This is a genomic window from Achromobacter sp. UBA2119 (assembly GCF_002331005.1).
Lineage (GTDB): Bacteria > Pseudomonadota > Gammaproteobacteria > Burkholderiales > Burkholderiaceae_B > Achromobacter > Achromobacter animicus.
Genome location: NZ_DCYD01000002.1, coordinates 329,479 through 354,934 on the forward strand (window position 1 = coordinate 329,479; position 25,456 = coordinate 354,934).

23 protein-coding genes are annotated in these 25,456 nt (G+C 66.2%); 20 read left to right on the forward strand and 3 right to left on the reverse strand.

All coding sequences use genetic code 11. The annotated features are described in order from the left end of the window. The first annotated feature begins 4 nt into the window (after positions 1-4). From B3098_RS01730 to flhF, 8 genes are all read left to right on the forward strand, one after another. On the forward strand, positions 5-859 hold the full coding sequence (locus B3098_RS01730; protein WP_279975081.1) for a CheR family methyltransferase: 855 nt from the start codon (positions 5-7) through the stop codon (positions 857-859). Positions 860-881: 22 nt separating this feature from the next. Beyond that, positions 882-1,940: a protein-glutamate methylesterase/protein-glutamine glutaminase gene (locus B3098_RS01735; RefSeq protein ID WP_175126221.1), complete on the forward strand. Its 1,059-nt coding sequence runs from the start codon at positions 882-884 to the stop codon at positions 1,938-1,940. 51 nt (positions 1,941-1,991) lie between these two features. Beyond that, the gene (cheY, locus tag B3098_RS01740; RefSeq protein WP_056316584.1) at positions 1,992-2,381 is read left to right on the forward strand and encodes a chemotaxis response regulator CheY; all 390 of its coding nucleotides are present in this window, start codon (positions 1,992-1,994) and stop codon (positions 2,379-2,381) included. A gap of 8 nt (positions 2,382-2,389) precedes the next feature. Next, on the forward strand, positions 2,390-3,022 hold the full coding sequence (cheZ, locus tag B3098_RS01745; RefSeq protein ID WP_056570181.1) for a protein phosphatase CheZ: 633 nt from the start codon (positions 2,390-2,392) through the stop codon (positions 3,020-3,022). Positions 3,023-3,316: 294 nt separating this feature from the next. After that, positions 3,317-4,864, forward strand: a complete 1,548-nt coding sequence (locus B3098_RS01750; protein WP_286890350.1) for a methyl-accepting chemotaxis protein — start codon at positions 3,317-3,319, stop codon at positions 4,862-4,864. 237 nt (positions 4,865-5,101) lie between these two features. Beyond that, positions 5,102-6,256, forward strand: a complete 1,155-nt coding sequence (flhB, locus tag B3098_RS01755) for a flagellar biosynthesis protein FlhB (protein WP_279975079.1) — start codon at positions 5,102-5,104, stop codon at positions 6,254-6,256. A 3-nt stretch (positions 6,257-6,259) separates the two neighbouring features. Then, complete coding sequence (flhA, locus tag B3098_RS01760) at positions 6,260-8,380, forward strand: flagellar biosynthesis protein FlhA (protein ID WP_279975077.1); 2,121 nt, start codon at positions 6,260-6,262, stop codon at positions 8,378-8,380. Next, complete coding sequence (gene flhF, locus B3098_RS01765) at positions 8,377-11,277, forward strand: flagellar biosynthesis protein FlhF (RefSeq protein ID WP_286890352.1); 2,901 nt, start codon at positions 8,377-8,379, stop codon at positions 11,275-11,277. The genes flhA and flhF overlap by 4 nt, the downstream gene beginning before the upstream one ends. 82 nt (positions 11,278-11,359) lie before the next feature. Here flhF and B3098_RS01770 read toward each other — a convergent pair whose 3' ends face one another. From B3098_RS01770 to flgA, 3 genes are all read right to left on the reverse strand, one after another. Further along, positions 11,360-11,833 (reverse strand): flagella synthesis protein FlgN, encoded by a 474-nt coding sequence (locus B3098_RS01770; RefSeq protein ID WP_191578104.1) that lies wholly within the window; start codon positions 11,831-11,833, stop codon positions 11,360-11,362. A 31-nt stretch (positions 11,834-11,864) separates the two neighbouring features. Next, complete coding sequence (gene flgM / locus B3098_RS01775) at positions 11,865-12,158, reverse strand: flagellar biosynthesis anti-sigma factor FlgM (protein ID WP_279975075.1); 294 nt, start codon at positions 12,156-12,158, stop codon at positions 11,865-11,867. 126 nt (positions 12,159-12,284) lie between these two features. Continuing rightward, positions 12,285-12,998 (reverse strand): flagellar basal body P-ring formation chaperone FlgA, encoded by a 714-nt coding sequence (gene flgA, locus B3098_RS01780; RefSeq protein WP_286890354.1) that lies wholly within the window; start codon positions 12,996-12,998, stop codon positions 12,285-12,287. Positions 12,999-13,176: 178 nt separating this feature from the next. Here flgA and flgB point away from each other — a divergent pair, with 178 nt between their 5' ends. The 12 genes from flgB to B3098_RS01840 all read left to right on the forward strand — a co-directional run. Next, a complete protein-coding gene (gene flgB, locus B3098_RS01785; protein WP_175126215.1) occupies positions 13,177-13,584 on the forward strand; it encodes a flagellar basal body rod protein FlgB in 408 nt (135 codons plus the stop codon). A 22-nt stretch (positions 13,585-13,606) separates the two neighbouring features. After that, positions 13,607-14,026 carry a flagellar basal body rod protein FlgC gene (gene flgC, locus B3098_RS01790; protein WP_105238489.1) on the forward strand — a complete coding sequence of 140 codons (420 nt, stop codon included), beginning with the start codon at positions 13,607-13,609 and terminating at the stop codon, positions 14,024-14,026. 20 nt (positions 14,027-14,046) lie between these two features. Then, positions 14,047-14,745 (forward strand): flagellar hook capping FlgD N-terminal domain-containing protein, encoded by a 699-nt coding sequence (locus B3098_RS01795; protein ID WP_175126214.1) that lies wholly within the window; start codon positions 14,047-14,049, stop codon positions 14,743-14,745. Between the two features lie 69 nt (positions 14,746-14,814). Then, complete coding sequence (locus tag B3098_RS01800) at positions 14,815-16,284, forward strand: flagellar hook-basal body complex protein (protein WP_286890357.1); 1,470 nt, start codon at positions 14,815-14,817, stop codon at positions 16,282-16,284. Between the two features lie 38 nt (positions 16,285-16,322). Further along, a complete protein-coding gene (locus B3098_RS01805) occupies positions 16,323-17,087 on the forward strand; it encodes a flagellar basal body rod protein FlgF (RefSeq protein ID WP_175126212.1) in 765 nt (254 codons plus the stop codon). Between the two features lie 51 nt (positions 17,088-17,138). Then, positions 17,139-17,924, forward strand: coding sequence for a flagellar basal-body rod protein FlgG (gene flgG, locus B3098_RS01810; protein ID WP_105238493.1), 786 nt, complete (start codon positions 17,139-17,141; stop codon positions 17,922-17,924). Then, the gene (locus tag B3098_RS01815) at positions 17,924-18,613 is read left to right on the forward strand and encodes a flagellar basal body L-ring protein FlgH (protein ID WP_175126211.1); all 690 of its coding nucleotides are present in this window, start codon (positions 17,924-17,926) and stop codon (positions 18,611-18,613) included. The genes flgG and B3098_RS01815 overlap by 1 nt, the downstream gene beginning before the upstream one ends. Before the next feature lie 3 nt (positions 18,614-18,616). Then, on the forward strand, positions 18,617-19,753 hold the full coding sequence (locus B3098_RS01820) for a flagellar basal body P-ring protein FlgI (RefSeq protein WP_286890361.1): 1,137 nt from the start codon (positions 18,617-18,619) through the stop codon (positions 19,751-19,753). Positions 19,754-19,758: 5 nt separating this feature from the next. Further along, a complete protein-coding gene (gene flgJ, locus B3098_RS01825) occupies positions 19,759-20,736 on the forward strand; it encodes a flagellar assembly peptidoglycan hydrolase FlgJ (protein WP_286890363.1) in 978 nt (325 codons plus the stop codon). 73 nt (positions 20,737-20,809) lie between these two features. Further along, positions 20,810-22,483 (forward strand): flagellar hook-associated protein FlgK, encoded by a 1,674-nt coding sequence (gene flgK, locus B3098_RS01830; RefSeq protein WP_175126209.1) that lies wholly within the window; start codon positions 20,810-20,812, stop codon positions 22,481-22,483. A 46-nt stretch (positions 22,484-22,529) separates the two neighbouring features. Beyond that, positions 22,530-23,789 carry a flagellar hook-associated protein FlgL gene (gene flgL / locus B3098_RS01835; RefSeq protein ID WP_191578097.1) on the forward strand — a complete coding sequence of 420 codons (1,260 nt, stop codon included), beginning with the start codon at positions 22,530-22,532 and terminating at the stop codon, positions 23,787-23,789. 141 nt (positions 23,790-23,930) lie between these two features. Next, positions 23,931-25,456 (forward strand): methyl-accepting chemotaxis protein (locus tag B3098_RS01840; RefSeq protein WP_286890366.1); only part of this gene is annotated, 1,526 nt, incomplete at its 3' end.

The following is a 25,456-nucleotide window of genomic DNA, read 5'->3' on the forward strand; positions in this document are numbered from 1 at the left end:
ACGCGTGGCAACTTCGGCGAATACGGCCCCGTCCATTTCGGTGGACCGCCAGTTTGATTTCCGTGATGCGGACTTTTCCCGCGTCCGCAAGATGATCCACGCGCGGGCCGGCATTTCGCTCGGCACGCACAAGCGCGAGATGGTCTACAGCCGCCTTGCGCGCCGCCTGCGGGCGTTGGGCGGGCAGGATTTCGGCAGTTATCTGGACAGCCTGGAGAACGAGCCCGACGCCGCGGAGTGGGAAGACTTCATCAACGCGCTCACGACGAACCTGACCGCGTTCTTTCGTGAATCGCATCACTTTCCGATCCTGGCGGACTTCGCGAAGAAGCGCGGGGGACCCGTTTCGGTGTGGTGTTGTGCGGCCTCGACGGGCGAAGAGCCGTACTCGATCGCCATTACGCTGACCGAAGCCCTGGGCCCGCGGGCCGCCGGCTCGACCGTGCTGGCTACTGACATCGACACCAGCGTGCTGAACCGCGCGCGCACGGGCGTCTATCCGAGCGAACGCGTCGCGAAGATGGAAAGCGAGCGCTTGCGCCGCTTCTTCCTGAAAGGACGCGGCGCGAACGAAGGGCATGTGCGGGTGCGGCCAGAGATCGCCGAGATGGTGCGCTACGAGACGCTGAACCTCTTGTCGCCGTCGTGGGGGATCACCGAAAAGTTCGACGTGATCTTCTGCCGCAACATCATGATCTATTTCGACAAGCCGACTCAGGCCAAGATCCTGGAGCGGTTCGTGCCCCTCATGAAGCCGGGCGGCCTGCTGTTTGCCGGCCACTCCGAGAACTTCACGTACATCAGCCGGGATTTCCGTCTGCGCGGGCAGACAGTCTACGAATGCGCAAATAAGGCCTGAACGGGCCAGGGCAGCAAACAAGATGAAGAAAATAAGCGTTTTGTGTGTGGATGACTCCGCGCTTGTTCGCGGCTTGATGACCGAAATCATCAATAGCCAGCCGGATATGGAAGTGGTTGCGACCGCGCCCGATCCGCTGGTGGCGCGCGACCTCATCAAGCGTCACAACCCCGACGTGCTGACGCTGGACGTGGAAATGCCCCGCATGGACGGGCTGGATTTCCTGGAAAAGCTGATGCGCCTGCGTCCGATGCCGGTCGTGATGGTGTCGTCGCTGACCGAGCGTGGCGGCGAAATCACGCTGCGCGCGCTGGAACTGGGCGCCATCGACTTCGTGACCAAGCCCAAACTGGGCATCCGCGACGGCCTGCTCGAATACACGGAACTCATTGCCGACAAGATCCGCGCCGCGTCGCGCGCCAAGCTGCGCGCGCCCACGCCACATGCGGCGGCTGCCGCGCCGGCGCCCATGCTGCGCCGTCCGCTGTCCAGCTCGGAAAAGCTGGTCATCGTGGGCGCGTCCACCGGCGGCACCGAAGCCATCCGCGAAGTCCTGCAGCCGCTGCCGCCGGACAGCCCCGCGATCCTGATCACGCAGCACATGCCGGCCGGCTTCACGCGGTCGTTCGCGCAGCGCCTGGACGCGCTGTGCGCCGTGACCGTGCGCGAGGCCGTGCACGGCGAGCGCGTGCTGCCGGGTCACGTGTACCTGGCGCCGGGCGGCGAGATGCACATGCGGTTGGGCCGCAGTGGCGCCAACTACGTCATCGAGCTGGAAGCCAGCGAACCGGTCAACCGCCACCGTCCGTCCGTGGACGTGCTGTTCAATTCCGCGGCCGTGGCGGCGGGCAAGAACGCCATCGGCGTGATCCTGACGGGCATGGGCAAGGATGGCGCCACCGGCATGCTGGCCATGCATCGGGCGGGCGCGCACACGATCGCGCAGGACGAAGCAAGCTGCGTGGTCTTTGGCATGCCCCGCGAGGCCATTGCCATCGGGGCTGCAAGTGAAGTGGTGCCGTTGTCGGCGATGAGCGAACGCATTCTGACTCGCCTGGGCGACCGTGGGCACCGCGTTTAACGCGGACTGACGCCACGATCGGTCTCAAGCAAATTTTTTCTGGAGTGAAAGATGGTAGACAAGGGCCTGAAGATTCTGGTGGTGGATGACTTCCCCACCATGCGGCGGATCATCCGCAACCTGCTCAAGGAGCTGGGTTTCGAAAACGTGGATGAGGCCGAGGACGGCGCCATTGGCCTGGAGAAGCTGCGCAACGGCGGCTTCCAGTTCGTGGTGTCCGACTGGAACATGCCCAACCTGGACGGTCTGGAGATGCTCAAGCAGATCCGCGCCGACGCATCGCTGGCCTCGCTGCCGGTGCTGATGGTGACGGCGGAAGCCAAGAAGGAAAACATCGTTGCCGCAGCCCAGGCCGGCGCCAACGGTTACGTGGTCAAGCCTTTCACCGCGGCAACGTTGGAGGAAAAGCTGAACAAGATCTTCGAGAAAATTGGCGGGTGAGGTGTGCGATGAGCTCAACGGAAACAGTTGACCCGGCAGAGTCGCCCGACCTGATCCATCGCATCGCCTCGCTCACCCGCATGCTGCGCGACAGCATGCGCGAACTGGGCCTGGATCAAGCGATCAAGGACGCCGCCAATGCAATCCCCGACGCGCGCGACCGCCTGCGGTACGTGGCGCAGATGACCGAGCAGGCCGCCAACCGGGTGCTCAACGCCACCGAGCAGGCCGGTCCGATCCAGGACAACATGTCGCGTTCGGCCCAGGCGCTGGATAGCCGCTGGCAGCAATGGTACGACCAGCCGCTGGAGATGCCGGAAGCGCGCGAACTGGTGCAGGACACGCGTGCCTTCCTGGCCGACGTGCCCAAGCAGACGCAGCAGACGCAGTCCAAGCTGATGGAAATCATCATGGCGCAGGATTTCCAGGACCTCACGGGCCAGGTCATCATGCGCATGATGGACGTGGTGGGCGCGATCGAACGCGAACTGCTGCAGGTGCTGCTGGACAACGTGCCGCAAGAGCGCCGCGATGAAGCCAACAGCCTGCTCAACGGTCCGCAGATCAACCCGCAAGGCAAGACCGACGTGGTCACCAGCCAGGACCAGGTCGACGACCTGCTGGCCAGCCTGGGCTTCTAAGCCCGGCCCTCGGGCGATGTTCGCTCCCGGACATCGTCACGGTGTCAGACACCCGCATGGCCCTGGTGTCTGACGCCCGCGCGCGGCTGCGTTCTTGCGGCTGCCTTCCTGCCGCACCTGGGCGTCTTGCGGCCTCGTGCGCATGACGTATTCCCTAAGAGCGCAAACGCAGCCCTGCCGATAGACTCCTGCCAACAATAATCGGGGCCTTGCAGCGCGAGACAAGGCGCGCTTTGCGCGTCAGGCCACGGATGCCCAAAGCAGGCGGTCCGGGCCAGGGAGAGGAGGTTCATCATGGCCAGATCCGTATTCCGCCTGGGCGGCATGTGGGGTTTGTTGCGTCGGCTCAATCGCGGCGACGCGATGCTGTCGGAGCGCGCCCTGTCTTTCAGTCCGGCCGCCTGGCCGCTGTACCGTTTTCTGGCCCAAATCCGTGTGCGGGTCATGACGGTGCGCCAGTCCAGCATCGAGATCGCGCTGAACGCGGCGCGCACGCAGTTCCAGGCGGGGCGCTGTTCGCTGCTGGCGCGCGAGCAGGCCAGGGCCGCCGACGCGCTTGCAGCCAGCGGCGCGCAGATCGCTGACCTGTCGGCATCCACCTCCACGCATGCCCGCGAAATCGCCGCCGTGTCCGGCCAGAACCTGCATGCCGCAGAGCAGGCGCTGGCGGAGCTGACCGAGGTCAAGACGCGCGTCGACCGCATGACGCAAGAGATGGCGGCTTTTACCGAAGTGGTGGGGCAACTGGCCGCCCGCGCGAAATCCGTGGGCGACATCAGCCAGGCAATCAAAGGCATTGCGCTGCAGACGCAACTGCTCGCGTTGAACGCGGGCGTCGAGGCGGCCAGGGCAGGGGACGCGGGCCGAGGCTTTGCGGTGGTGGCCAGCGAGGTCGGCCGTCTGGCCGAACGGGTCAACACCGCCACCGGCGACATCGGCCGCCATACCTCAGAGATGCTGGGCCTGGTCGAATCCACCCAGCGCCAGACCGGCACGCTGCGCGAGGATGTGGACGCGTCGGGCGCGGTGCTGAACCGCACCTGTGACGGGTTCGAGCGCTTCGTGCTCGATTTCGACAGCATGAATCGGCAGGTAGGTGAAGTGGTCCAGGCGATCGGCGAGGTCGACGCCACCAATCACGGCATGAGCCAGGAGGTGGGGCGCATCGCGGCGTTGAGCGCGGACGTGCTGGAACGGGTGGGCAGCATGTCGGGCGAGATCGACCGCATCCGCCGCCAGACCGAAAGCGTGCAGGAGGTGCTGGCCGACATGCGCACCGGCGATACCGCGTTCGACAGCCTGTCGGCGTCGCTGGAGGCGTTTGCGGACGCGGCGGCCGGACTGCTGCACGATGCCCGGCGGCGCGGTGTCGACGTGTTCGACCGCCATTACCAGCGCATTCCCGGCAGCGAGCCGCCGCGTTATCACACGGCGTATGACCGGGCCATCGACGAGCCGCTGACGCGCCTGCTCGACAGTGTGCTGGACGCGGTGCCCGGCGCGATCTACACGATCCTGGTGGACAACCGGGGTTACGCACCCGCGCACAACAGCCGGTTCTCGCTGGCGCCGACCGGCGATCCGAAGGTCGACATCGTCCGGGTGCGCAACAAGCGGATCTTCGACGATCCCGTGGGCGCCCGGCTGGCTGCCAACACGGGCGCGCAGTTGTTCCAGACGTATTCGCGGGATACCGGCGAGATCGTCAACGACATTTCCCTGCCCATTTATCTGGGGCCGGAACACTGGGGCGCCGTGCGCATCGGGCTGGATTACGCGCGTTTCCAGGCGATCGTGGACGGGCAGGGCGCCGGGGGACGGGCGGCGCCGGTGGCGGGTTGACGGGGTGGCGTCACGCGGGCGTTCATGTTGCGGCTTGATGGGGCGGCTTGATGTGGCAAGTTGAAGCGGCGGGCTGAAGGCGCCCGCCCAGGGGGGCTGACCGGCAGCCGGCGGCGCATCCGGGAATAGCGCCGCTTTCCCCCCGTTTCTTGGCATATCGCCAACCCCCGGCGCCTCCTAGAATCTCGGCGGGCGGCTTGCATTCCACGTCAGCGAGCCGCAACGATCCCGTAGAGCATGTCCGAAGAAAGCGACCTCGAGAAAACCGAAGCCGCCTCTCCCAGGCGCCTGGAAAAGGCGCGCGAGGAGGGGCAGATTGCGCGTTCCCGGGAACTGGGCACGTTCATGATGCTGGCCGTCGGTGTCGCCGCGATCTGGGCGGGCGGCGGGTCGCTTTACAGGGGCCTGAGCGGCGTGCTGCGCAACGGGCTGGCCTTCGATCAGCGCGTTGCGCTGGATCCCGGGGTCATGGTCGAGCAGGCGGTAAGCGGTTTCGGCCATGCGCTGCTGGTGCTGCTGCCGATCTTCGGCTTGCTGGCGGTGGTTGCGGTGCTGTCGAGCGTGGTGCTGGGCGGCCTGGTGATTTCGACCAAGCCGCTGACGCCCAATTTTTCGAAGCTCAGTCCGCTGGCCGGCTTGAAGCGCATGTTTTCGTCGCAGACGGTGGTGGAGCTGATCAAGGCGCTGGCCAAGGCGATGCTGGTGGGCGGCGTGGCGGTCTGGGTCATCTGGCGCTATCACGACGACATGATGGGGCTGATGCACGTGGCGCCGTCGGCCGCGCTGACCAAGGCGCTGACCCTGGTGGCGATGTGCTGCGCCTTCATCGTGGCGTCGCTGCTCATCATCGTCATGCTGGACGTGCCCTGGCAGATTTGGAGCCATCTGAAGAAGCTGCGGATGTCCAAGGAAGACGTGCGCCAGGAGCACAAGGAAAGCGAAGGCGATCCGCATGTGAAGGCGCGCATCCGGCAGCAGCAGCGTCAGGCGGCCCGCCGGCGCATGATGTCCGAGGTGCCGAAGGCCGACGTCGTGGTGACCAACCCGACGCACTATGCGGTGGCGCTGAAGTACGACGAATCGAAGGGCGGCGCGCCGCGCGTGCTGGCCAAGGGCACGGGCCTGATCGCCGCGAAGATCCGCGAGCTGGCGGCCGAAAACAAGATTCCCACATTGGAAGCGCCGCCGTTGGCGCGCGCATTGCATCAACACGTCGAGCTGGGACAAGAAATCCCGGCCGAGCTGTATACCGCGGTGGCGGAAGTGCTGGCATGGGTATTCCAGCTACGATCCTGGCGCTCGGGTTGGGGGCTTGAACCCCCGGCCCCCACGAAGTTGAACGTGCCAGCCGAACTGGACCCGCAGGCAAAAACCGCAGCACAAGGAGTTTAAGGAATGAGCGCTCTGCTCACCATGTTGAAGAATAACGGCGGCACGCACGCGCGGCTGCTGGCGGGTCCCATCCTGATCGTGATGGTGCTGGGCATGATGGTGCTGCCCCTGCCCACGTTCCTGCTGGACTTGCTGTTCACCTTCAACATCGCGTTGTCCGTGATGATCCTGCTGGTGGCCATGTTCACGCGCAAGCCGCTGGACTTTGCCGCATTCCCGGCCGTCCTGCTGTTCGCGACGCTGCTGCGCCTGTCGCTGAACGTCGCGTCCACCCGGGTAGTGCTGCTGCACGGTCACACGGGCCCGGACGCCGCCGGCAAGGTGATCGAGGCCTTCGGCCACTTCCTGGTGGGCGGCAACTTCGCGGTCGGGATCATCGTCTTCATCATCCTGACCATCATCAACTTCATCGTCATCACCAAGGGTGCGGGCCGTATCGCGGAAGTGGGCGCGCGCTTCACCCTGGACGCCATGCCCGGCAAGCAGATGGCGATCGACGCGGACCTGAACGCCGGCCTGATCGGCGAAGACGAGGCGCGCAAGCGCCGGTCGGAAGTCTCGCAGGAATCGGACTTCTTCGGCTCGATGGACGGTGCCTCCAAGTTCGTGCGCGGCGACGCCATCGCCGGCCTCTTGATCATGGCGATCAACGTCATCGGCGGCCTGGTCGTCGGCGTGGCGCAGCACGACATGTCCATGGGCGAAGCCGGCCGCGTCTACACGCTGCTGACCATCGGTGACGGCCTGGTTGCCCAGATCCCCGCGCTGGTGATCTCCACCGCCGCCGGCGTGGTCGTGTCGCGCGTGTCGACCGACCAGGACATCGGCCAGCAGATCATCAGCCAGCTGTTCTCCAATCCGAGCGTGCTGTTCCTGACCGCCGGCATCATCGGCATCATGGGCCTCATCCCCAACATGCCCCACATCGCGTTCCTGACGCTGGCCGCCGCGCTGGGCTGGGGCGGCTGGGCGCTGCTCAAACGCAAGAAAGCCGCCGCCGTGGCCGCCGAGGAGATACCGCCGCAGGCGATCACCCAGGCGCAGGCCGCGGCTGCCGAGGCGAGCTGGGAAGACGTGTCGATGGTGGACCAGCTGGGGCTGGAAGTGGGCTACCGCCTGATTCCGCTGGTGGACCACGCGCAGAACGGCGAGCTGCTTCACCGCATCCGCAGCCTGCGCAAGAAGTTTGCGCAGGACGTGGGCTTTTTGCCGCCGGTCGTGCACATCCGCGACAACCTGGAACTCAAGCCCAACGATTACCGCATCCTGCTGTCCGGCGTGGAAGTGGGCACGGGGGTTGCGATGCCGGGCCAGTGGCTGGCCATCGACCCGGGCGGCGTGACCATGCAGATCAAGGGCACGCCGACGACCGATCCGGCGTTCGGCCTGCCGGCGCTGTGGATCGACAGCTCGCTGCGCGATCAGGCGCAGGTGGCCGGTTACACGGTGGTGGATGCGGGCACGGTGGTGGCCACGCACCTGAATCACCTGATGCATCGCCACGGCTCGAACCTGTTGGGCCGCCAGGAAGTGCAGCAGCTGCTGGATCGCATCGGCCGCGACGCGCCGAAGCTGGTCGAGGACCTGGTGCCCAAGACGCTGTCGCTCACCGCGCTGCAGAAGGTGCTGCAGGGTCTGCTGTCCGAAGAAGTGCCGATCCGCGACATGCGCACCATCATCGATACGCTGTCCGAGCATGGCCCGCGTCTGGCGGCGATGGCCGCCGGGTCGGGCGGCCAGCCGGATATCAACGAGCTGATCGCACTGACGCGCCGCGCGCTTGGCCGCGCCATCACGCAGCAATGGTTCCCCGGCGAGGGCGAGCTGCGCGTGATCGGCCTGGACGTGAAGCTGGAACGCGTGCTGTCGCAGGCCATGACGACCAGCGGCGGCCTGGAGCCGGGGCTGGCCGACACGCTGCTGCGCGAGGCGCAGGCGGCGGTCGAACGGCAGGAATCGCAGGGCAATGCGCCGGTGCTGCTGGTGTCGCCGGTGCTGCGCGCGCCGCTGTCGCGCTTCCTGCGGCATCATCTGCCGCAGCTTGGCGTGTTGTCGAATACGGAAATTCCCGATGAGCGCATCGTCCGCGTGACGGCGCTGATCGGCGGGAGCAATGGGCAATGAAGATCAGCCGCTTTTACGGGGCAAACACCCGTGACGTGATGCGTCAGGTGCGCGAGGCCTTGGGGCCGGACGCGCTGATCGTGTCGAACCGCAGCGTTGAGGGCGGGATCGAGGTGCTGGCCACCGTTGATGGCGCCTTTGACGACGCGCCGCAGCAGCAGACGCCGCCGCGCGAAGCCCCGGCCTATGCGCCGCCCGCGCCGGAACGTCAGCCCGCGGCGCCGTCGTTTGGCGCTCCGGCCGGGATGGCACGGCCGCAGGTTGCGCCGGTTGCCATGCCGCCCGTGCCGCCAGCCGGGTACGCGCCGCCGGCGCGATCCATTGCCGCTTACCAGTCCGCGTATGCGGCGTCGGCGCAGCCGGAGATTGAACCGTCGCCGGCAGAATTCGTACCCGCTGCACCGCAGCCGGTTTCGGTTGCACCGACGGCGGTCGCCACGACGGCGGCCGCACCTCAGCCGGTCGCACCTCAGCCGGCCGCACCGGTACGCGTCGAGCTGCCGCCGCTTGCGCCGGCAGTCCGCATGACGCCGCCGGCTCCCGCCATGCCCGAGCGCATGGCCACCGCAGCGCCCGCAGCTGCCATGGCCGCTGCGCCCGCCACCGCCTATCACGCGCCCCAAGGCTACGCCGCGCCGCCCGCGCCCGTGCCGGCGCCCGTCATGGCGCCGGCAGCGCCGCCGCAACCGGCCATGCTGCATGCCGCGCCGCCCATGGGCCGCATGCCCGATGCCCCGGTGCGTCCGCCGCAGGGTTTGCCGCCCGCGAATCTGCCGGCCGATACGGCCGCCGGTCTGCAGGACGCCATCAGCGCCTTGCGCGGCGCGCTGGAAACCCGCATGGACGGGCTGCTGTGGGGCGGCCGCCAGGGTCCGGGCCGCGAGCCGGCGGGCGCCGCGCTGTTCCGCAGCCTGCTGGACGCCGGCTTTAGCACCAAGCTGGTCCGCACGCTGGTCGAGCGCCTGCCGCAAGGTCTTTCCACCGAGGCTGCGCAGAGCTGGGCACGCAATGAACTGGTGACCCATCTGCCGGTGGTGCGTTCCGAAGACGAATTCCTGGCCGGCGGCGTGTATGCGCTGGTCGGCCCGACCGGCGTGGGCAAGACCACGACGCTGGCCAAGCTGGCCGCCCGTTGCGTGGCCCGCGAAGGCCGGGAGCAGGTCGCCATGCTGACGACCGACCTGTTCCGGATCGGCGCGCTGGAACAATTGCAGATCTACGGCCGCCTGATGGGCGTGCCGGCGCACTCGGTGCGCGATGCCGGCGAGCTGCGCCGCATTCTGGCCGAACTGGGCAACCGCAAGATCGTGCTGATCGACACCACGGGGATCAGCCAGCGCGACCGCCTGGTGGCCGAGCAGGCGTCGATGCTGTGCAACGCCGGCAAGCCCGTTCGCCGGCTGTTGGTGCTCAACGCCGCCAGCCAGGGCGACACGCTGGACGAGGTGGCGCACGCCTATCGCAATGGCGTGGGCGAGGATGTGGCCGGCTGCATCATCACCAAGCTGGACGAAGCCACCCGCCTGGGCGCGGCGCTGGACACCGCCATCCGCCACCGCCTGCCGATCCATTACATGTCCGTCGGCCAGAAGGTGCCCGAGCACATGGAACTGGCCCGCGCGGACGTGCTGATCGACCGCGCGTTCTCGATGGTCGAGCGCGCCCGCGCACTGTACACCCCGAGCGAGGCCGACCTGGCGTCGCTGGTGTCGTCGTCGCGCGAACCGGACGCCGTGGACCCGGCGCGCCGCCGCCAGTTGCTGGCCTCGGCCATCCTGCCGCAGCAGGGCGGTGCGGCGTCGATCGCAGCAGCACAGAACCTGGACGACACCATTTCGTGGCTGGACAGCGACCCGGCGTGCCTGCAATCGCGCACCGCCTGGCGCGAGTACGTCGGCGACGGCGCGGGCGCCAGCCTGGCCGCGCTGGGCGATGAGCCACTGGCGATGGCGCGCCGTGAATTTTCCGCTGCGTGCAGCCGCAACCTGCTCGTGATGCACGGCAAGACCGCCATGAAGGGCGAGGCCTTGCCCGGCGGCGCGCTGATGGGCGCGCTGTTGATGAGCGACCGCGGCGCCGCCCTGGCCGCGCCCGCGCAGCAGCTCGCGCTGCCGCACGGCATGTTGAGCTCGTTTGCGCCCGCCGCGCCGGCCCAGCCGGACCCGGCGGCGGCCTTGCAGGCTCGCGTGCAGTGGTTGGGCGAGCGTCTGTCGTCCTTGCCGCTGGTCCACATGCTCGAGGCCGGCATGGTCGCGCTGTGGCAGCCGTTCAGCGAGCAAGGCGTGTCCTGGGTGGCGCGTTGCCCGGGCGGCCTGCGCGTGATCCAGGACGAATGTCCGACCAATCTGAACGCCGTCGGCAAGAGCGTGGGTTACCTGCCCGTCGGCCAGCCCGGCGACATGCCGGGCCTGCGCCCGGCGCCGGGCGCCAAGACCGCGCCGCTGGCGCTGTGGGCCTCCGGCACTGAAGTCGTGCTGCCGGGCAAGGGGCAGGGCGCCAGCGTCCGCCTCATCTGCGCGCGTCTGATCGACACGGTCTCCGGCGAGGTTGCGGGCCAATTGTTCGGCGCGACGAACCTGCCGGCGTCGCAGGCGGACGCCGCGACGATCGCGCGCTGGCTCGTCCTGCAGGAGGAGGCCAAGGCAGCGTTCCGTTACATGGCCAATGCCTGGCAGGCGCTGCCCGCCGTCGATGGCGCCCATACGCTGGCGCGGCAGTCGCTGATGGCCGGGCAGCTTGGCGCGGCATGCTGGCAGCTGGCGCATTCGCCGGCGGCAGACGTGGTGCGTGGTCCGTTGTCGGGCATCGTGGGCACCGAGCGCAAGCTGTCGGGCAAGATGCTGCCGGTGGCGCTGCTAAAGATGTTCGCGCTGCTGGAGATGACGGGCGGGGCGTAAGGCCGCGAACCCGTCTCGCGGAAACAAAAAAAGGCGTGCCATGCACGCCGTTTTTTTTATGCCGCAGGAGATCGGAAAGGCGTCAGCCCGCCACGATCGGCCGGCGGCCCGGGGCGCTGCGGGCGCCGCGGCCTTGCGCGTCGTACGTCGAGGCGCTGCCGACGCCGACATTGCGCAGGGCGTCCAGCGACTGCTGGGTGTAGCGCAGATGCACGTCGATCAGGGCGCCATTGCGCATGTTGATTTCGCTGGCGGAAGCCGACTTGGTCAGCAGGGCCTGCCACACGCCGGACAACTGCGGATACTGCGCGGCGGCCTGTTCGGTGCCGACGTGGCCCGCGGGCAGGCCGATTTCGCTCAGCAGGTTGTCGCGCGTCTGGCTCAGGTCGACCAGTTGCTGCGCGATGCCGCGCTTGCGCTCGGTGATCTGGTTCAGCGTCTCGACGCTGCCCTGGCTGACCAGAACCTCGGTTTCTTCCTCGAGGATCGAGGAGAACTCGGAGATCAGGGTGTCTTCCTGCTTCATGCAGGATTGCAGGGAATCGACGAGGCTCATGACAGACGGCTCAATAGAGGGAAGGGACGGGCTATTTCAGCAGGTCTCGGGCGCTGGCGATCAGGCTGTCGGCGATGCGGCCGGTGTCGATCTTGAGCTGCCCGGAGGCGATCGCGGCGCGAATGGCGGCGACACGCTCGAGGTTGATGTCGTTCGAGCCGTCCTGCATGGCCAGCATCTTGCGCGACGCCGAGCTCAGCGCGACTTGCGAGCTGCTCGATCCGCTGGCGCTGCCGGCGCCATACGCTTGACTGACCGCGGACTCGGCGCGGGCACCGACGGCGTCGGCCGCGAGGGGCCGGTTGGTGGTCGAATTGATTTTCAAGGTTTTCTCCGCAGGGCGTCCTGGGTCGGTTTGCGACGGATCCGCCTACTTATGTCTCTGTAACGACAAGGGCCGGAGGAACTTTAGGGTATATGCGAGCCAGGCGCAACGCGATTTGTAACAGGTCTATAGCTGAATTTCCACCAGCGTGGCGTTCCGGACGACGCCGCTGACCACCTGGCCGCCCGCGGTGCGCACCTGGACGACGGCGCCGGGGGCCGCGTTGCCCATGGCTTCACCTTCGCTGCTGACCATGAAACCGTTGCCGCGCGCGTTGATCCGCACGTTCGTGCCGCGCTGCACCGACTGGGCGTTGCGCAGCGACGAGCTGCGGATCGGCTGGCCGGCGTTGATGCGGAAGGCGGCGGTCATGCCGGCGACCGCCTGCGGGTCGGTGATGGCGTTGGGGGGCAGGGTGACCAGATCGCCCTCGCGGGCGTCCAGATCCGCCGGGGTCAGGGCCTGGCCAGCGGCAATCAGGCGCGAGGCCACGTAATAGTGGCCGGCCACGCTGACGGAGGCCTGCACGTAGGCCGTCCAGCCTTTTGCCGAGTTGCAGCGCACGCCGACAGTCATGCGGGACCGCAGCTTCATGCCGGACGGCAGGAAGGAGGTCAGGTCATCGCACGGCGTCAGGCGGTCGGTGCGCGGCGGGTCGATGGCGATGGACGCCTCGCCGGGCAGGGAGGCCAGTTGTTCCTGCAGATAGGTCTGCGCCGCAATGATGATCGCTTCCGGGGCCTGAGTGGCCGCGGCCTGTGCCTGGACGGCGCTTGCCGAGGCCAGGAGCAGGGCGGCGATGCCGGCGCGCGCGAGAAGGAGTCTTGCGGAGATTTTCATGATGGATGAATTGTAGAAGTGGGCGGCTTTCGGCAATACGTGAATTGGATGAGAAATGACGGGTTGTTTGGCTGATTGTGTTACAGGTCCGGCCCCTATCATGCCGTCATCCAATGGGATAACGGTGCGTCCGGCGTCCCTTGCTTTATCCGATCTGCAACGAATTCAAGGCGCCACGATGCTCGACAGGCTCAACGAAGATTTCCGGTTCTACCAGCAGGCTTTGGCACTGCGCGCGCAGCGCCAGGAAGTGCTTTCCTCGAACATCGCCAACGCCGACACGCCCAACTACAAGGCGCGCGACATCGACTTCAAGGCCGCGATGCAAAGCGCCATGGAAGGCACGATGCGCCTGCCCGACACGTCGCTCAAGCTGACGTCGGCCCGCCACATTCCGGCCAAGGCCGTGTCGCAAGGCCCGACGGATCTGCTGTACCGCCTGCCGTACCAGCCCAGCATGGACGGCAACACGGTGGACATGGACATCGAGCGCGTGCAGTTCGCCGACAACACCCTGCATTACCAGAGCACGATGCAGTTGATCTCCAACCGTATCCGCGGGCTGCAGACCGCCATCCAGGATTGATCTTTAAAGGGAGCAACAGGCAATGTCCTTGTTGAGCATTTTCGATATCGCCGGTTCGGCGTTGAGCGCGCAGTCGCAGCGCATGAACGTGGCGGCCAGCAACATGGCCAACGCCGACAGTGTGGTCGGCCCGGATGGCCAGCCTTACCGCGCCCGCCAGGTCGTGTTCCAGGTCAACCCGGCCGCGGGCCAGGCGCTGGGCCAGGAGATCGGCGGCGTTCGCGTGGCAGGCGTGGTCCAGGACCAGTCGCCCTTGAAGATGGTCTATGACCCCAAGCACCCCCTGGCTGACGCGCAGGGCTACATCAGCATGCCCAACGTCGATCCGGTGGCCGAAACGGTCAACATGATCGCGGCATCGCGGTCCTACCAGGCCAACGTCGAGGTCCTCAACACTGCCAAGGCGTTGATGCAGAAGACGCTGACCATCGGTCAATCCTAATTTCCAGCCAGAGTCTATCCATGACCACCGTCGACCAAACCACGAGCACCACGGCCATGGGCCTGGCGCAAACCGGCGCCAACAGCGCGAGCACCGCGCAGGGCCTGCAGGACCAGTTCCTGAAGCTGCTGGTCACGCAGCTCAAGAACCAGGATCCGCTGAACCCGATGCAGAACGCGGAGCTGACGTCGCAACTGGCGCAGATCTCCACGGTGGAAGGCATCACCAACCTGAAGAACACCATGCTGGCCATCAGCGGCCAGATCGACGTGTCCCAGTCGATGAACGCCGTGTCGATGATCGGCAAGGGCGTCCTGATCCCGGGCACGAAGGTCAAGGTCGGTGTCGACAGCGCCAACCCCGCGGACCGCGTGGTCACGCCCTACGGTCTGGATCTGCAGGGCGACGCCGCCAAGGTCCAGGTCCGCATCTCGGATTCGAACGGTGCAGTTGTCCGCACCATCGAGCTGGGCGAGCAGAAGAACGGCGTGTACACGCTGGAATGGGATGGCAAGAACGACGCCGGCGTGGCGCTGGAACCGGGCGCGTACAACGTGTCCGTGCTGGCGACCGACGCCGAGGGCGCGAAGGTGAATTCGGAAGTATTGAGCTACGGCAACGTGAAGAGCGTGGCGTACTCCACCAACGGCCTGCGTCTGGATCTGGGCCTGGACGGCCAGACCAGCATGCTGGACGTGCGCAAGGTGATCGGCGCCTGAACGGGCGGATATGAATTGGTGCCGGCGCACGGGCGGCGGCCTTTCCACTAAAGATTAGCGAGAGTAAACATGGGCTTCGGACAAGGATTGAGCGGCTTGAACGCCGCTGCGCAGAACCTGGACGTCATCGGCAACAACATCGCCAACTCGGGCACCGTCGGCTTCAAGTCGGCCACCGCATCGTTCGCTGACGTCTACGCCAGCTCGCGTGTGGGCCTGGGCGTCAAGGTCGCGGCCATCAACCAGCGCTTCACCGTGGGTGCGGTGACGGGCGGCGGCGGCGAATACGACATCGCCATCGACGGTGCCAAGGGCATGTTCCGCGTGACCGACCAGAGCGGCTCGGTCATGTACACGCGCAACGGCGAATTCCTCGTCGACAAGAACAACTTCATCGTGAACGCCCAGGGCTATCGCCTGACCGGCTACCCGGCCGGCGCCATCGGTGCGAACCCGATCGAACTGCAGCTGCCGACGGCCAACGTCGCGCCGCAGGCCACCAGCACCGCCACCACCGTGGCAAACCTGGACGCCAACGCCAAGGTTATCTACCAGGTCGACACCGTGACGGCGCCTGCCGTTCCCGGCTCGGTCACCCTGGGCGGCACGGCCTACACGTTCACCAAGGCCGCCGGCGGCGCGCTGACGTGGGTCGCCCCGGGCAACCCGCCGGCCGCCACGTACGGCACGGCCCCGAACACCGTCACGCTCGACGGCACGGGCCAGGTCACCGGGGGCACGCTGGAAAGCATTCCCGGCTTCGTGGACTACACCGCCGCGGTCACCGAAATCGGCAAGCCGTTCGATCCCAAGATCTCCAGCACCTACACGAACGCCTCGCCCATGACGGTGTTCGACTCCCTGGGCAACTCGCACCAGGTCATGCAGTATTTCGTCAAGCGTGAAGCGACGGGCGGCACCAGCGTGTACGACGTTTACTACACGATGGACGGCCAGGCCATGGCGCCCACGTCGGAAGCCGGCGGCGTCTGGGGCAACCCGCAGCAGTTCACGTTCAACAACGCCGGCACGCTGACCAGCGCGCCGATCGTGAACCTGACCTTCGCCCAGCCCGGCGGCACCGCCACGCCGGCCGATCCGCTGAACGTCGCGATCAACTACACCGGCACGACCCAGTACGGCAGCAACTACAAGCTGGTTGCCAAGCCCGACGGCTACACGTCCGGTGAGTTCAGCGGCATCAACATCAGCAGCGACGGCAGCCTGGTCGCCAGCTACACCAACGGCGAAACCCAGATCGTGGGCACGCTGGTGCTGGCCGACTTCTCGAACCTGCAGGGCCTGCAGCCCGTGGGCAACAACGCCTGGAAGGAAACGGCGGCTTCCGGCCAGCCGATCCTGGGCCAGCCCGGCACCAACAGCATGTCGACGGTGGTGGGTCAGGCGACCGAAGCGTCCAACGTGGACATGAGCAAGGAACTGGTCAACATGATCATTGCCCAGCGCACCTACCAGGCCAATTCGCAGACCATCAAGACCCAGGACGAAATCATGCAAGTCCTGATGAACCTGAAGTAATGCCCGCAGGGCAAGCGACGACACCGACGGAATAGGCAATGGACAGAATCATCTACACCGCCATGAATGGCGCAGCGCGGATCACGGAGCATCAGGCCGCGCTCTCCAACAATATGGCCAACGTGAACACGGCGGGCTTTCGCGAGCAGATCGCGCTGTACCGCTCGGTTCCCGTGACGGACGGGGTGAGCCTGCCTACGCGTGTTTCGACGGTGGCGTCAACGCCCGGCAACAGCTTCGAGATGGGCACCATGCAGACGACGGGCCGCGGCCTGGACGTGGCGCTGGCCAGCGAAAACGGCTGGATCGCGGTGCAGACGCCGCAAGGCGAGGCCTATACCCGCGCGGGCAGCCTGCAGGTCGGCATCAACGGCCTGCTGCAGACGTCGCTGGGCCAGCCGGTCCTGTCGGACCAGGGCGGTCCCATCGACGTGCCCGACCAGGCCGCGCTGACCATCACGTCGGACGGCACGATCACGGCGCTGGGCGCCGGCGACGCGCCGAACAACATCCTGAACCTGGGCCGCCTGAAGCTGGTCAACCCGGACAACAAGCAGTTGGTGCACGGCGACGACGGCGTCTTCCGCATGGCGCCGGTCAACGGCCAGCCCGCACCGCCGGTGCCCGCCGACCCCGCACTGCGCCTGCTGTCGGGTGTGCTGGAAGGCAGCAACACCAATCCCATGGCGTCGATGGTGGGCATGATCGAAAACGCCCGCCGCTTCGAGCAGCAGATGCAGGTGATTCAGCAGTCGGACCGCAACGCGGAACGCGCCAACGGCATTCTGTCCGTAAGCGCCTGATTTAAATAACATTTAGTTCGCGGCCAGGCCGCGGAACCGGAGTCTTTCATCATGATGCGTTCGCTGTGGATCGCCAAGACGGGCCTGGAAGGTCAGCAGACCTCCATGGACGTGATTTCCAACAACTTGGCCAACGTCTCCACCAACGGGTTCAAGCGCGGCCGTGCCGTGTTCCAGGACCTGATGTACCAGACGCTGCGCCAGCCTGGCGCCCAGGTGGGCGATGCCACGCAACTGCCGTCGGGCCTGCAGCTGGGCACCGGCGCGCGCGTGGCCGCCACCGAGCGCATCCACTCGGACGGCAACCTGAACAACACCGGCAGCGAAATGGACGTGGCGATCAACGGCCGCGGCTTCCTGCCGGTCGAACTGCCCGACGGCACGCAGGCCTACACGCGTGACGGCGCGCTGCAACGCGACCAGAACGGCCAGCTCGTTACCGTCAGCGGCTACGTCATCCAGCCGCCGATCAACGTGCCGGACAACGCGCTGTCCATCACCATCGGCACCGACGGCATGGTCTCGGTGACGCAGCCCGGCGCCGCCGGCATCAACGTGCAGATCGGCCAGTTGCAGATCGCCACGTTCATCAACCCGACCGGCCTGCAAAGCATCGGCGAAAACCTGTACCTGGAAACCGACTCGTCGGGTCCGGCGAACCTGCTGCAGCCCGGTGTGGACGGCGCGGGTTCGATCATGCAGAAGTACGTCGAAACCTCCAACGTCAACGTCGCTGAAGAGCTGGTCAACATGATCACGACGCAGCGCGCCTACGAAATGAACAGCAAGGCCGTCAAGACGTCGGACGAAATGCTGGCCCGCCTGACCCAACTGTGATGCTCATGTCTGTCCTGCGCCTGGTACTTGCGTCTGCGCTGGCTCTGCTGGCGGCTGGTTGCGCCATGATCCCGCCCGAACCCATCGTGACCGGGCCGACGACGGCGGCCCCGCCGCCGCCGCCGATGCCCATGGCGCAGCCCACGGGCTCGATCTACCAGCCCACGACTTATGGCAATTACCCGCTGTTCGAAGACCGCCGGCCCCGCAATGTCGGCGACATCGTCACGATCGTGCTGAACGAGCGCACCAACGCGTCCAAGAACGTGGCGACGAATACCAATCGCAGCGGCTCGACCACGCTGGGCATCGCCGCGGCGCCGTCCTTCATGGACAGCTGGGCGAACGCCAACCTGAACACCGAAGCCAATGGCGGGAATGTGTCGCAGGGCAAGGGCGACAGCAGCGCCAACAATGCCTTCACCGGCACCATCACCACCACGGTGGTGGGCGTGATGTCCAACGGCAACCTGCAGGTCGCTGGCGAAAAGCAGATCGCCATCAACCGCGGCAGCGAGTACGTGCGCTTTGCCGGCGTGGTCGATCCGCGCTCCATCACGGGCACGAACACCGTGTCGTCCACGCAAGTGGCCGACGCGCGCATCGAATACCGCAGCAAGGGCGTCATGGACGAAGTCCAGACCATGGGCTGGCTGCAACGCTTCTTCCTGATCGCTTCGCCGTTCTAAATCATGAAACAACAGACTCCGATATCCACCTTGCTGTCCCTGATGGCGCGGGTGTGCGTGGCCGTCGGGCTGGCCGCGGGCGCCGGTGCGGCGCACGCCGAGCGGCTCAAGGATCTGGCCAGCATCCAGGGCGTCCGGGGCAACCAGCTCATCGGCTACGGCCTGGTCGTGGGCCTGGACGGCAGCGGCGACCAGGTGCGCCAAACGCCATTCACGCAGCAGAGCCTGACCAATATGCTGTCGCAGCTGGGCATCACGGTGCCCGCCGGCAGCAACATGCAATTGAAGAACGTGGCCGCCGTCATGGTCACGACGACCTTGCCGGCATTCGCGCGGCCCGGCCAGACGCTGGACGTGGTGGTCTCGTCCATGGGTAACGCCAAGAGCCTGCGCGGCGGCACGCTGCTGATGACGCCGCTCAAGGGCGCGGACAGCCAGGTCTACGCCATTGCCCAGGGCAACATCCTGGTCGGCGGCGCCGGCGCGTCCGCGGGCGGTTCCAGCGTGCAGATCAACCAGTTGAACGGCGGCCGCATCAGCGCGGGCGCCATCGTCGAACGCGGCGTGCCGACCACGTTCGCGCGCGACGGCTACGTGCACGTCGAGCTGAACAACACCGACTTCGGCACGGCGCAGAACGTGGCGACGGCCCTGAACCGCAAGTTCGGGCAAGGCACGGCCACGGCGCTGGACGGCCGCGTTATCCAGGTGCGCACGCCGATGGAGCAGGGCTCGCAGGCCCGCTTCCTGTCGCAGATGGAAGACCTGCAGGTCGCGCGCGCACCCACGGTCGCCAAGGTCATCATCAACGCCCGCACCGGTTCGGTCGTCATGAACCGCACGGTCATGATCGAAGAGGCCGCCGTAGCGCACGGCAACCTGTCGGTCATCATCAACCGCCAGAACGAGGTGGTGCAGCCGGACACGCCGTTCACGCAAGGTCAGACGGTGGTCGTGCCCAATACGCAGATCGAAGTGCGCCAGGACAACGGCTCGCTGCAGCGCGTGAGCACCAGCGCCAACCTGGCCGACGTGGTCAAGGGCCTGAACGCCCTGGGCGCCACCCCGCAAGACCTGCTGGCCATCCTGCAGGCGATGAAGACCGCGGGCGCCCTGCGCGCCGAACTTGAGATCATCTGACGGCTATGGCTTACACCAACGACGCGGCACGCGGCAGCGCCCGGCAGGATTCGGTCTTCGACATGGGCCGCCTGTCGGACCTGAAGCGTGACGTCAAGAAGGATCCCGCCGGCACCGAGCAGCAGAAGCAGGTCGCCAAGCAGTTCGAAGCGCTGTTCCTGCAGATGATGGTCAAGCGCATGCGCGAGGCCACGCCCAAAGAAGGGCTGTTCGATTCCCAGCAGACGCAGATGCTGCAGTCCATGGCGGACGAGCAACTGGCCCTGCACCTGGCCTCGCCCGGCATCGGCCTGTCGCAGGCGATCCTGGCGCAGATGCAGCAGGGCAAACCCGGCGAGATCCCGGACGAAGCGATCAAACGCATCGGGCAGGGCGGCGATCTGGACTTCCAGACCGGCGGCTCGCGTGAGGTGTCGGCGCTGCTGAACGTGATGCGCAACAACCGGCCGGCCGACCGCGCGCTGGCCGCTGCCGAAGGCGCGCCTGAGCACGTGGTCGCTTTCGTATCCAAGATGTCGCGCGCGGCCAATCTGGCGTCGCAGCAGAGCGGCGTGCCGGCCCGTCTCATCATGGGCCAGGCGGCCCTGGAGTCCGGCTGGGGCAAGCGCGAGATCAAGCACGAGGACGGCAGCACCAGCTTCAACCTGTTCGGCATCAAGGCCGGTCCGAGCTGGAAGGGCAAGGTCGTCAACGTGCTGACCACCGAATACGAAGACGGCGTCGCCCGCAAGGTGACGCAGCCGTTCCGGGCCTATGCGTCGTACGAGGAGTCGTTCGCCGACTACGCCCGCCTGATTGGCAACAGCCCGCGATACGAGAGCGTGACGACGGCCCGCAACGAGATCGAGGCGGCCCGCCGGATCCAGGACGCGGGCTACGCGACCGACCCGCGCTATGCCCAGAAGCTCATCGGCATCATGGGGCAGCTGCGGGGCGCGGCATCCAACGTGGAAAATTCACGGCGGATGTTGGAAGGACTCTAAATTTGGGTGATCTCCTGCCGTAAACGGGGTATCCAGAGATAACAGCTGCGGTTACATACGGGGCATTGTCAGCATGAATTTGTACAAAACGGCACTGGGCGGGTTGAACGCGGCGCAAGCCGGCCTGGCAACCACCGGCCACAACATCAACAATGCCACCACGGTCGGCTACAACCGCCAACGCGTCATGACCTCGACGGCGGGCGCGCAAGCGACCTCCAACGGTTACATCGGCCGTGGCGTCCAGGTCGACACCGTCGTGCGCAGCTACGACAGCTTCCTGTACAAGCAGCTCGTCGGCGCAAACGGCAGCGGCGCCCAGCTCCAGGCGCAGCTCGACCAGGTTTCGCAGATCAACAACCTGTTCTCCGACCGTACGGTTGGCATCGCCCCGGGCCTGACCAACTTCTTCACCAGCATGAACACGGTGGCCAGCAAGCCGGCGGACCCCGCCGCGCGCGCCGACCTGCTCGGCCAGGCGAACAGCCTGACGACGCAGATCCGCTCGGCCTACTCGGAAATGCAGAAGCAGCGTGAAGGCCTGAACACGCAGATCAGCACCACGGTCGACCAGGTCAACAGCTACCTGACCCGCATCGACGACCTGAACCAGCAGATTTCCCTGGCGGCCGGCAAGGCCGGCGGCAGCCCTCCCAACGACCTGCTCGACCAGCGCGACCAGGCCGTCATGGAACTGAACCAGCTCATCGGCATCACGACCTACGAGCAGGGCGACAAGATCAGCATCTCGCTCACGAAGGGCGGCCAGTCGCTGCTGTCGGGCAACACGCTTTACCCGCTGCAGGCCGTTCCGTCGGCCTCGGATGCGGGCCGCACGGTCATTGCCTATACGCTGCCCGCGGGCACCGGCAAGACCATCGCGGTCGAGATGCAAGACAGCGAAGTCACCGGCGGCAAGCTGGGCGGCCTGCTGCAGTTCCGCGCCTCGTCGCTGGACGTCATGCAGAACCAGCTGGGCCAGATGGCCGTCGGTCTGGCGCTGTCGTTCAACGAGCAGCACAAAGAGGGTCTGGACCAGGGCGGCAATCCGGGCACGGACTTCTTCAGTATCGGTTCGCCGCAAGGTGTGCCCAATTCGGCAAACAAGAGCAACGCGCAGATCTCGGGTGAATTCACCGACCTGGCAAACGTCAATGCCAAGGACTACGAGATCTCGTTCGACGGCACCAACTACCAGGTCGTGCGCATGCCGGAAGGCTCGCAGGTCTACAACGGTCCGGCTACCGGCACCCCGCCCACCGCAACGCTGAACCTCGAAAGCGAGATGGGCGTGACGCTGACCATCAATGCGCCGCCCCAGGCCGGCGACAAGTGGTCGCTGTCGCCCACGCGCAACGCGGCCCGCGACATCAACGTTCTGATCACCGATCCCGACAAGGTTGCCGCGGCGGATCTGGAGGGCGGCGATGCCAACGGCAAGAACGCGCTGAAGCTGGCGCAGCTGCAGACCAGCAAGGTGCTGGGCCACGGCACGATGAGCATCAACGACATGTTCGCGCAGGTCGTGAACACGGTCGGCGTGCAGACGCAGCAGATCAAGACGGCCGCCACGGCGCAGGTCAACCTGATCAAGCAGACGACCGCTGCCCAGCAGGCGGTGTCGGGCGTGAACCTGAACGAAGAATACGTAAGCCTGTCGCTGTACCAGGAGCAATACCAGGCCAGCGCCCGCATCATCGATGTGGCGAGCACCATTTTTGACACGCTGTTGGGCCTGCGCGGCTGATCAGAACGATGATTGTGAATACTAGAAAGCATTACGGAGCTGCACCATGCGTCTGAGCACCACGATGATGTACACGAACGGACTGAGCGGCGTTCTCGCTCAGGAATCCGACATGAATCGCCTGGTCGAACAGGTTGGCAGCGGCCGCAAGTTCCTGACCCCCGCGGACGATCCGCTGTCGGCCTCCCTGTCGATCGGCGTTGCGCAGACGCAGAGCATGAACACGACGTATGGCCTGAACCGCAACACGGCAAAGACCAACCTCGGCCAGGAAGCCAACGTTCTGGATTCGATCACCACCGCGCTGCAGGACGTGCGCACGCGCGTCGTCCAGGCCGGCAACGGCACGTTCGCCGACAGCGATCGCCAGGCCCTGTCGACTGCATTGAAGAGCGCTCGCGATGCGCTGCTGGGTCTTGCCAACAGCACCGACGGCAACGGCCAGTATCTGTTCTCCGGTTACGAAGGCAGCGTGGTGCCTTACGCGCAGGACGCCACGGGCAAGGTCGTCTTCAGCGGCGCCACCGGTGAGCGCACCGTGCAGGTCGACCAATCGCGCCAGCTGTCGACCAGCGATCTGGGCAGCGACGTTTTCAATCGCGCCAACCCGGGTTCGACCGCCTATGTCAGCACGGCAAATGACAACAACACGGGCACCGCGCAGTTCGGCACCGTTTCGGTCACGCCGGGCAGCGCCAACATCGGCAAGAGCTTCAGCCTGCAGTTCGAGGCGGACCCCGCCACGGGCAACATGGGTTATCGCGTCATCACGACCGACCCCAACGCCAATCCGCCCGTGCCGCCGGTGACCACGCCCGCGCCGCCGGCCGGCCCCACCGAATACAAGGAAGGCGCCAGCATCGACTTCGGCGGCGTCGCTGTGGTCGTCAAGGGCACGCCGCAGAACGGCGACGTGATCGACGTCGAAAGCATTCAGTCGGCCGATGTGGATCTGTTCAACACGCTGGATAGCCTCATCAAGGTGCTGGATTCGCCCATCGCGGGCGACGAGAAGGCGCTGGCCCGACTGAACAACGAACTGGCGACGGCGAACAAGAAGCTCGCGTCCAACTACGACAACATCCTGACGGTGGGCGCGTCGGTGGGCGCGCGTCTGAACGAGCTGGAGGCGCTGGACGCCACCGGCACGCAAAAGGGTCTGTCGTATTCGAAGTCGCTGTCGGATCTGGAAGACCTGGACTACTACGCCGGCGCCAGCCAGCTCGCGCTGCGCCAGGTGGCATTGCAGGCGGCCTCGGCCGCGTTCATGACCATCCAGGGTTCCAGCCTGTTCAGCCGCAAGTGATGCGGTAGTTATCTGCGCGGCGCCGTTTGCGCGCGCCGCGGGTGGCGCACTTTTCGGACGCTGCCGGCCCGGGGCCGGGGCGTCCGTAGTGCGTGTAGGGTAGGTTGTGTCGTTTTTCGTTGCTTAACGCTCGGATATTTCATGCTTGGTAATTTAAAAGTTCGCACCTGCATCATCCTGGTGCTGTTGCTCTTCACGGGCGCCATGTTCATTTCGAACGGTGTGGCGTGGATGGGGTTGAATTCCGGCAGCGACAAGCTGGCGCAGGTCAACGAGGCCTATGCCAACCAGGCGACGCAACTGCAGCGTGCCTACAGCACCTTCCTGCGCGGCCGTCTGTTGCTTGCCAATTCGCTGATGGACATGCAGCAGGGCAAGACCGAGCAATCGACGTCGCAAGCCAAGCGTGCCGATGCGCTCATGGCCGATGGTCAAAAGCTGTTCGACTCGTTCCGCAAGGCGCCGCGCATGGCAGGCTCCGAAGACCTCGTCGCCAAGCTGGAAGCCGCCTACAAGCAGTTCGACGACGTCTACCGCCGGCAGGCTGCCGCGCTGGCGAACCTGGCCATCCAGGACTACCTGGATCTGAACGACGCCGGCGGCGCTGCCAACACCGCGTTCCGCGAGGCCGTCAACAACGTGCTGCAGTTCACGGACACGCGCACCGACGAGCTCATCGCGCAGGCGGAAGCCGATCACAACATTTCGCGCATGGTGACCATTGTGATGCTGGCCATCGCTCTGGTGCTGGCGCTGGGCTGCTGGATCTTCATCAACCGCACCGTGCTGCGTCCGCTGCATGAAGCGGGCGACCACTTCGAGAAGATTTCCGCTGGCGATTTCACCGGCCGTATCGAAGTGCGCAGCACCAACGAAATCGGTCACCTGTTTGGCGCCATCAAGCGCATGCAGGAAAGCCTGACCCGCACGGTGGCCTCGGTGCGCCGTGGCGTGGAAGAAATCAATCTGGGCGCGCGTGAAATTTCCGCGGGCAACACGGACCTGTCCAGCCGCACGGAGCAGCAGGCTGCTTCGCTGGAAGAGACCGCGGCCTCGATGGAAGAGCTGGCCTCGACCGTGAAGCAGAACGCGGACAACGCCCGCCAGGCCAATCAGTTGGCGGCGAGCGCGTCTGACGTGGCCGAGCGCGGTGGTTCGGCCGTGTCGGAAGTGGTCAACACGATGCAGGAGATCTCGGCCAGCTCGCGCAAGATCTCGGAGATCGTGTCTGTCATCGACGGCATTGCGTTCCAGACCAACATTCTTGCGCTGAACGCGGCGGTGGAAGCTGCACGTGCCGGCGAACAGGGCAAGGGCTTTGCCGTGGTGGCAGGCGAAGTGCGCTCGCTGGCGCAGCGCAGCGCCCAGGCCGCCAAGGAAATCAAGGGCCTGATCGAGGACTCGGTGTCCAAGGTCGGCGCGGGTTCGCAGCAGGTCGAACGCGCCGGTTCCACGATGCAGGAAATCGTGTCCTCGGTGAAGCGCGTGACGGACATCATGGGCGAGATCTCGGCGGCGTCGGAGGAGCAATCCAGCGGCATCGATCAGGTGAACCGCGCCGTGTCGCAGATGGACGAAGTGACGCAGCAAAACGCGGCGCTGGTGGAAGAGGCCGCAGCCGCCGCCGGCTCGCTGCAGGAGCAGGCGCAGCGCCTGGCCGAAGCGGT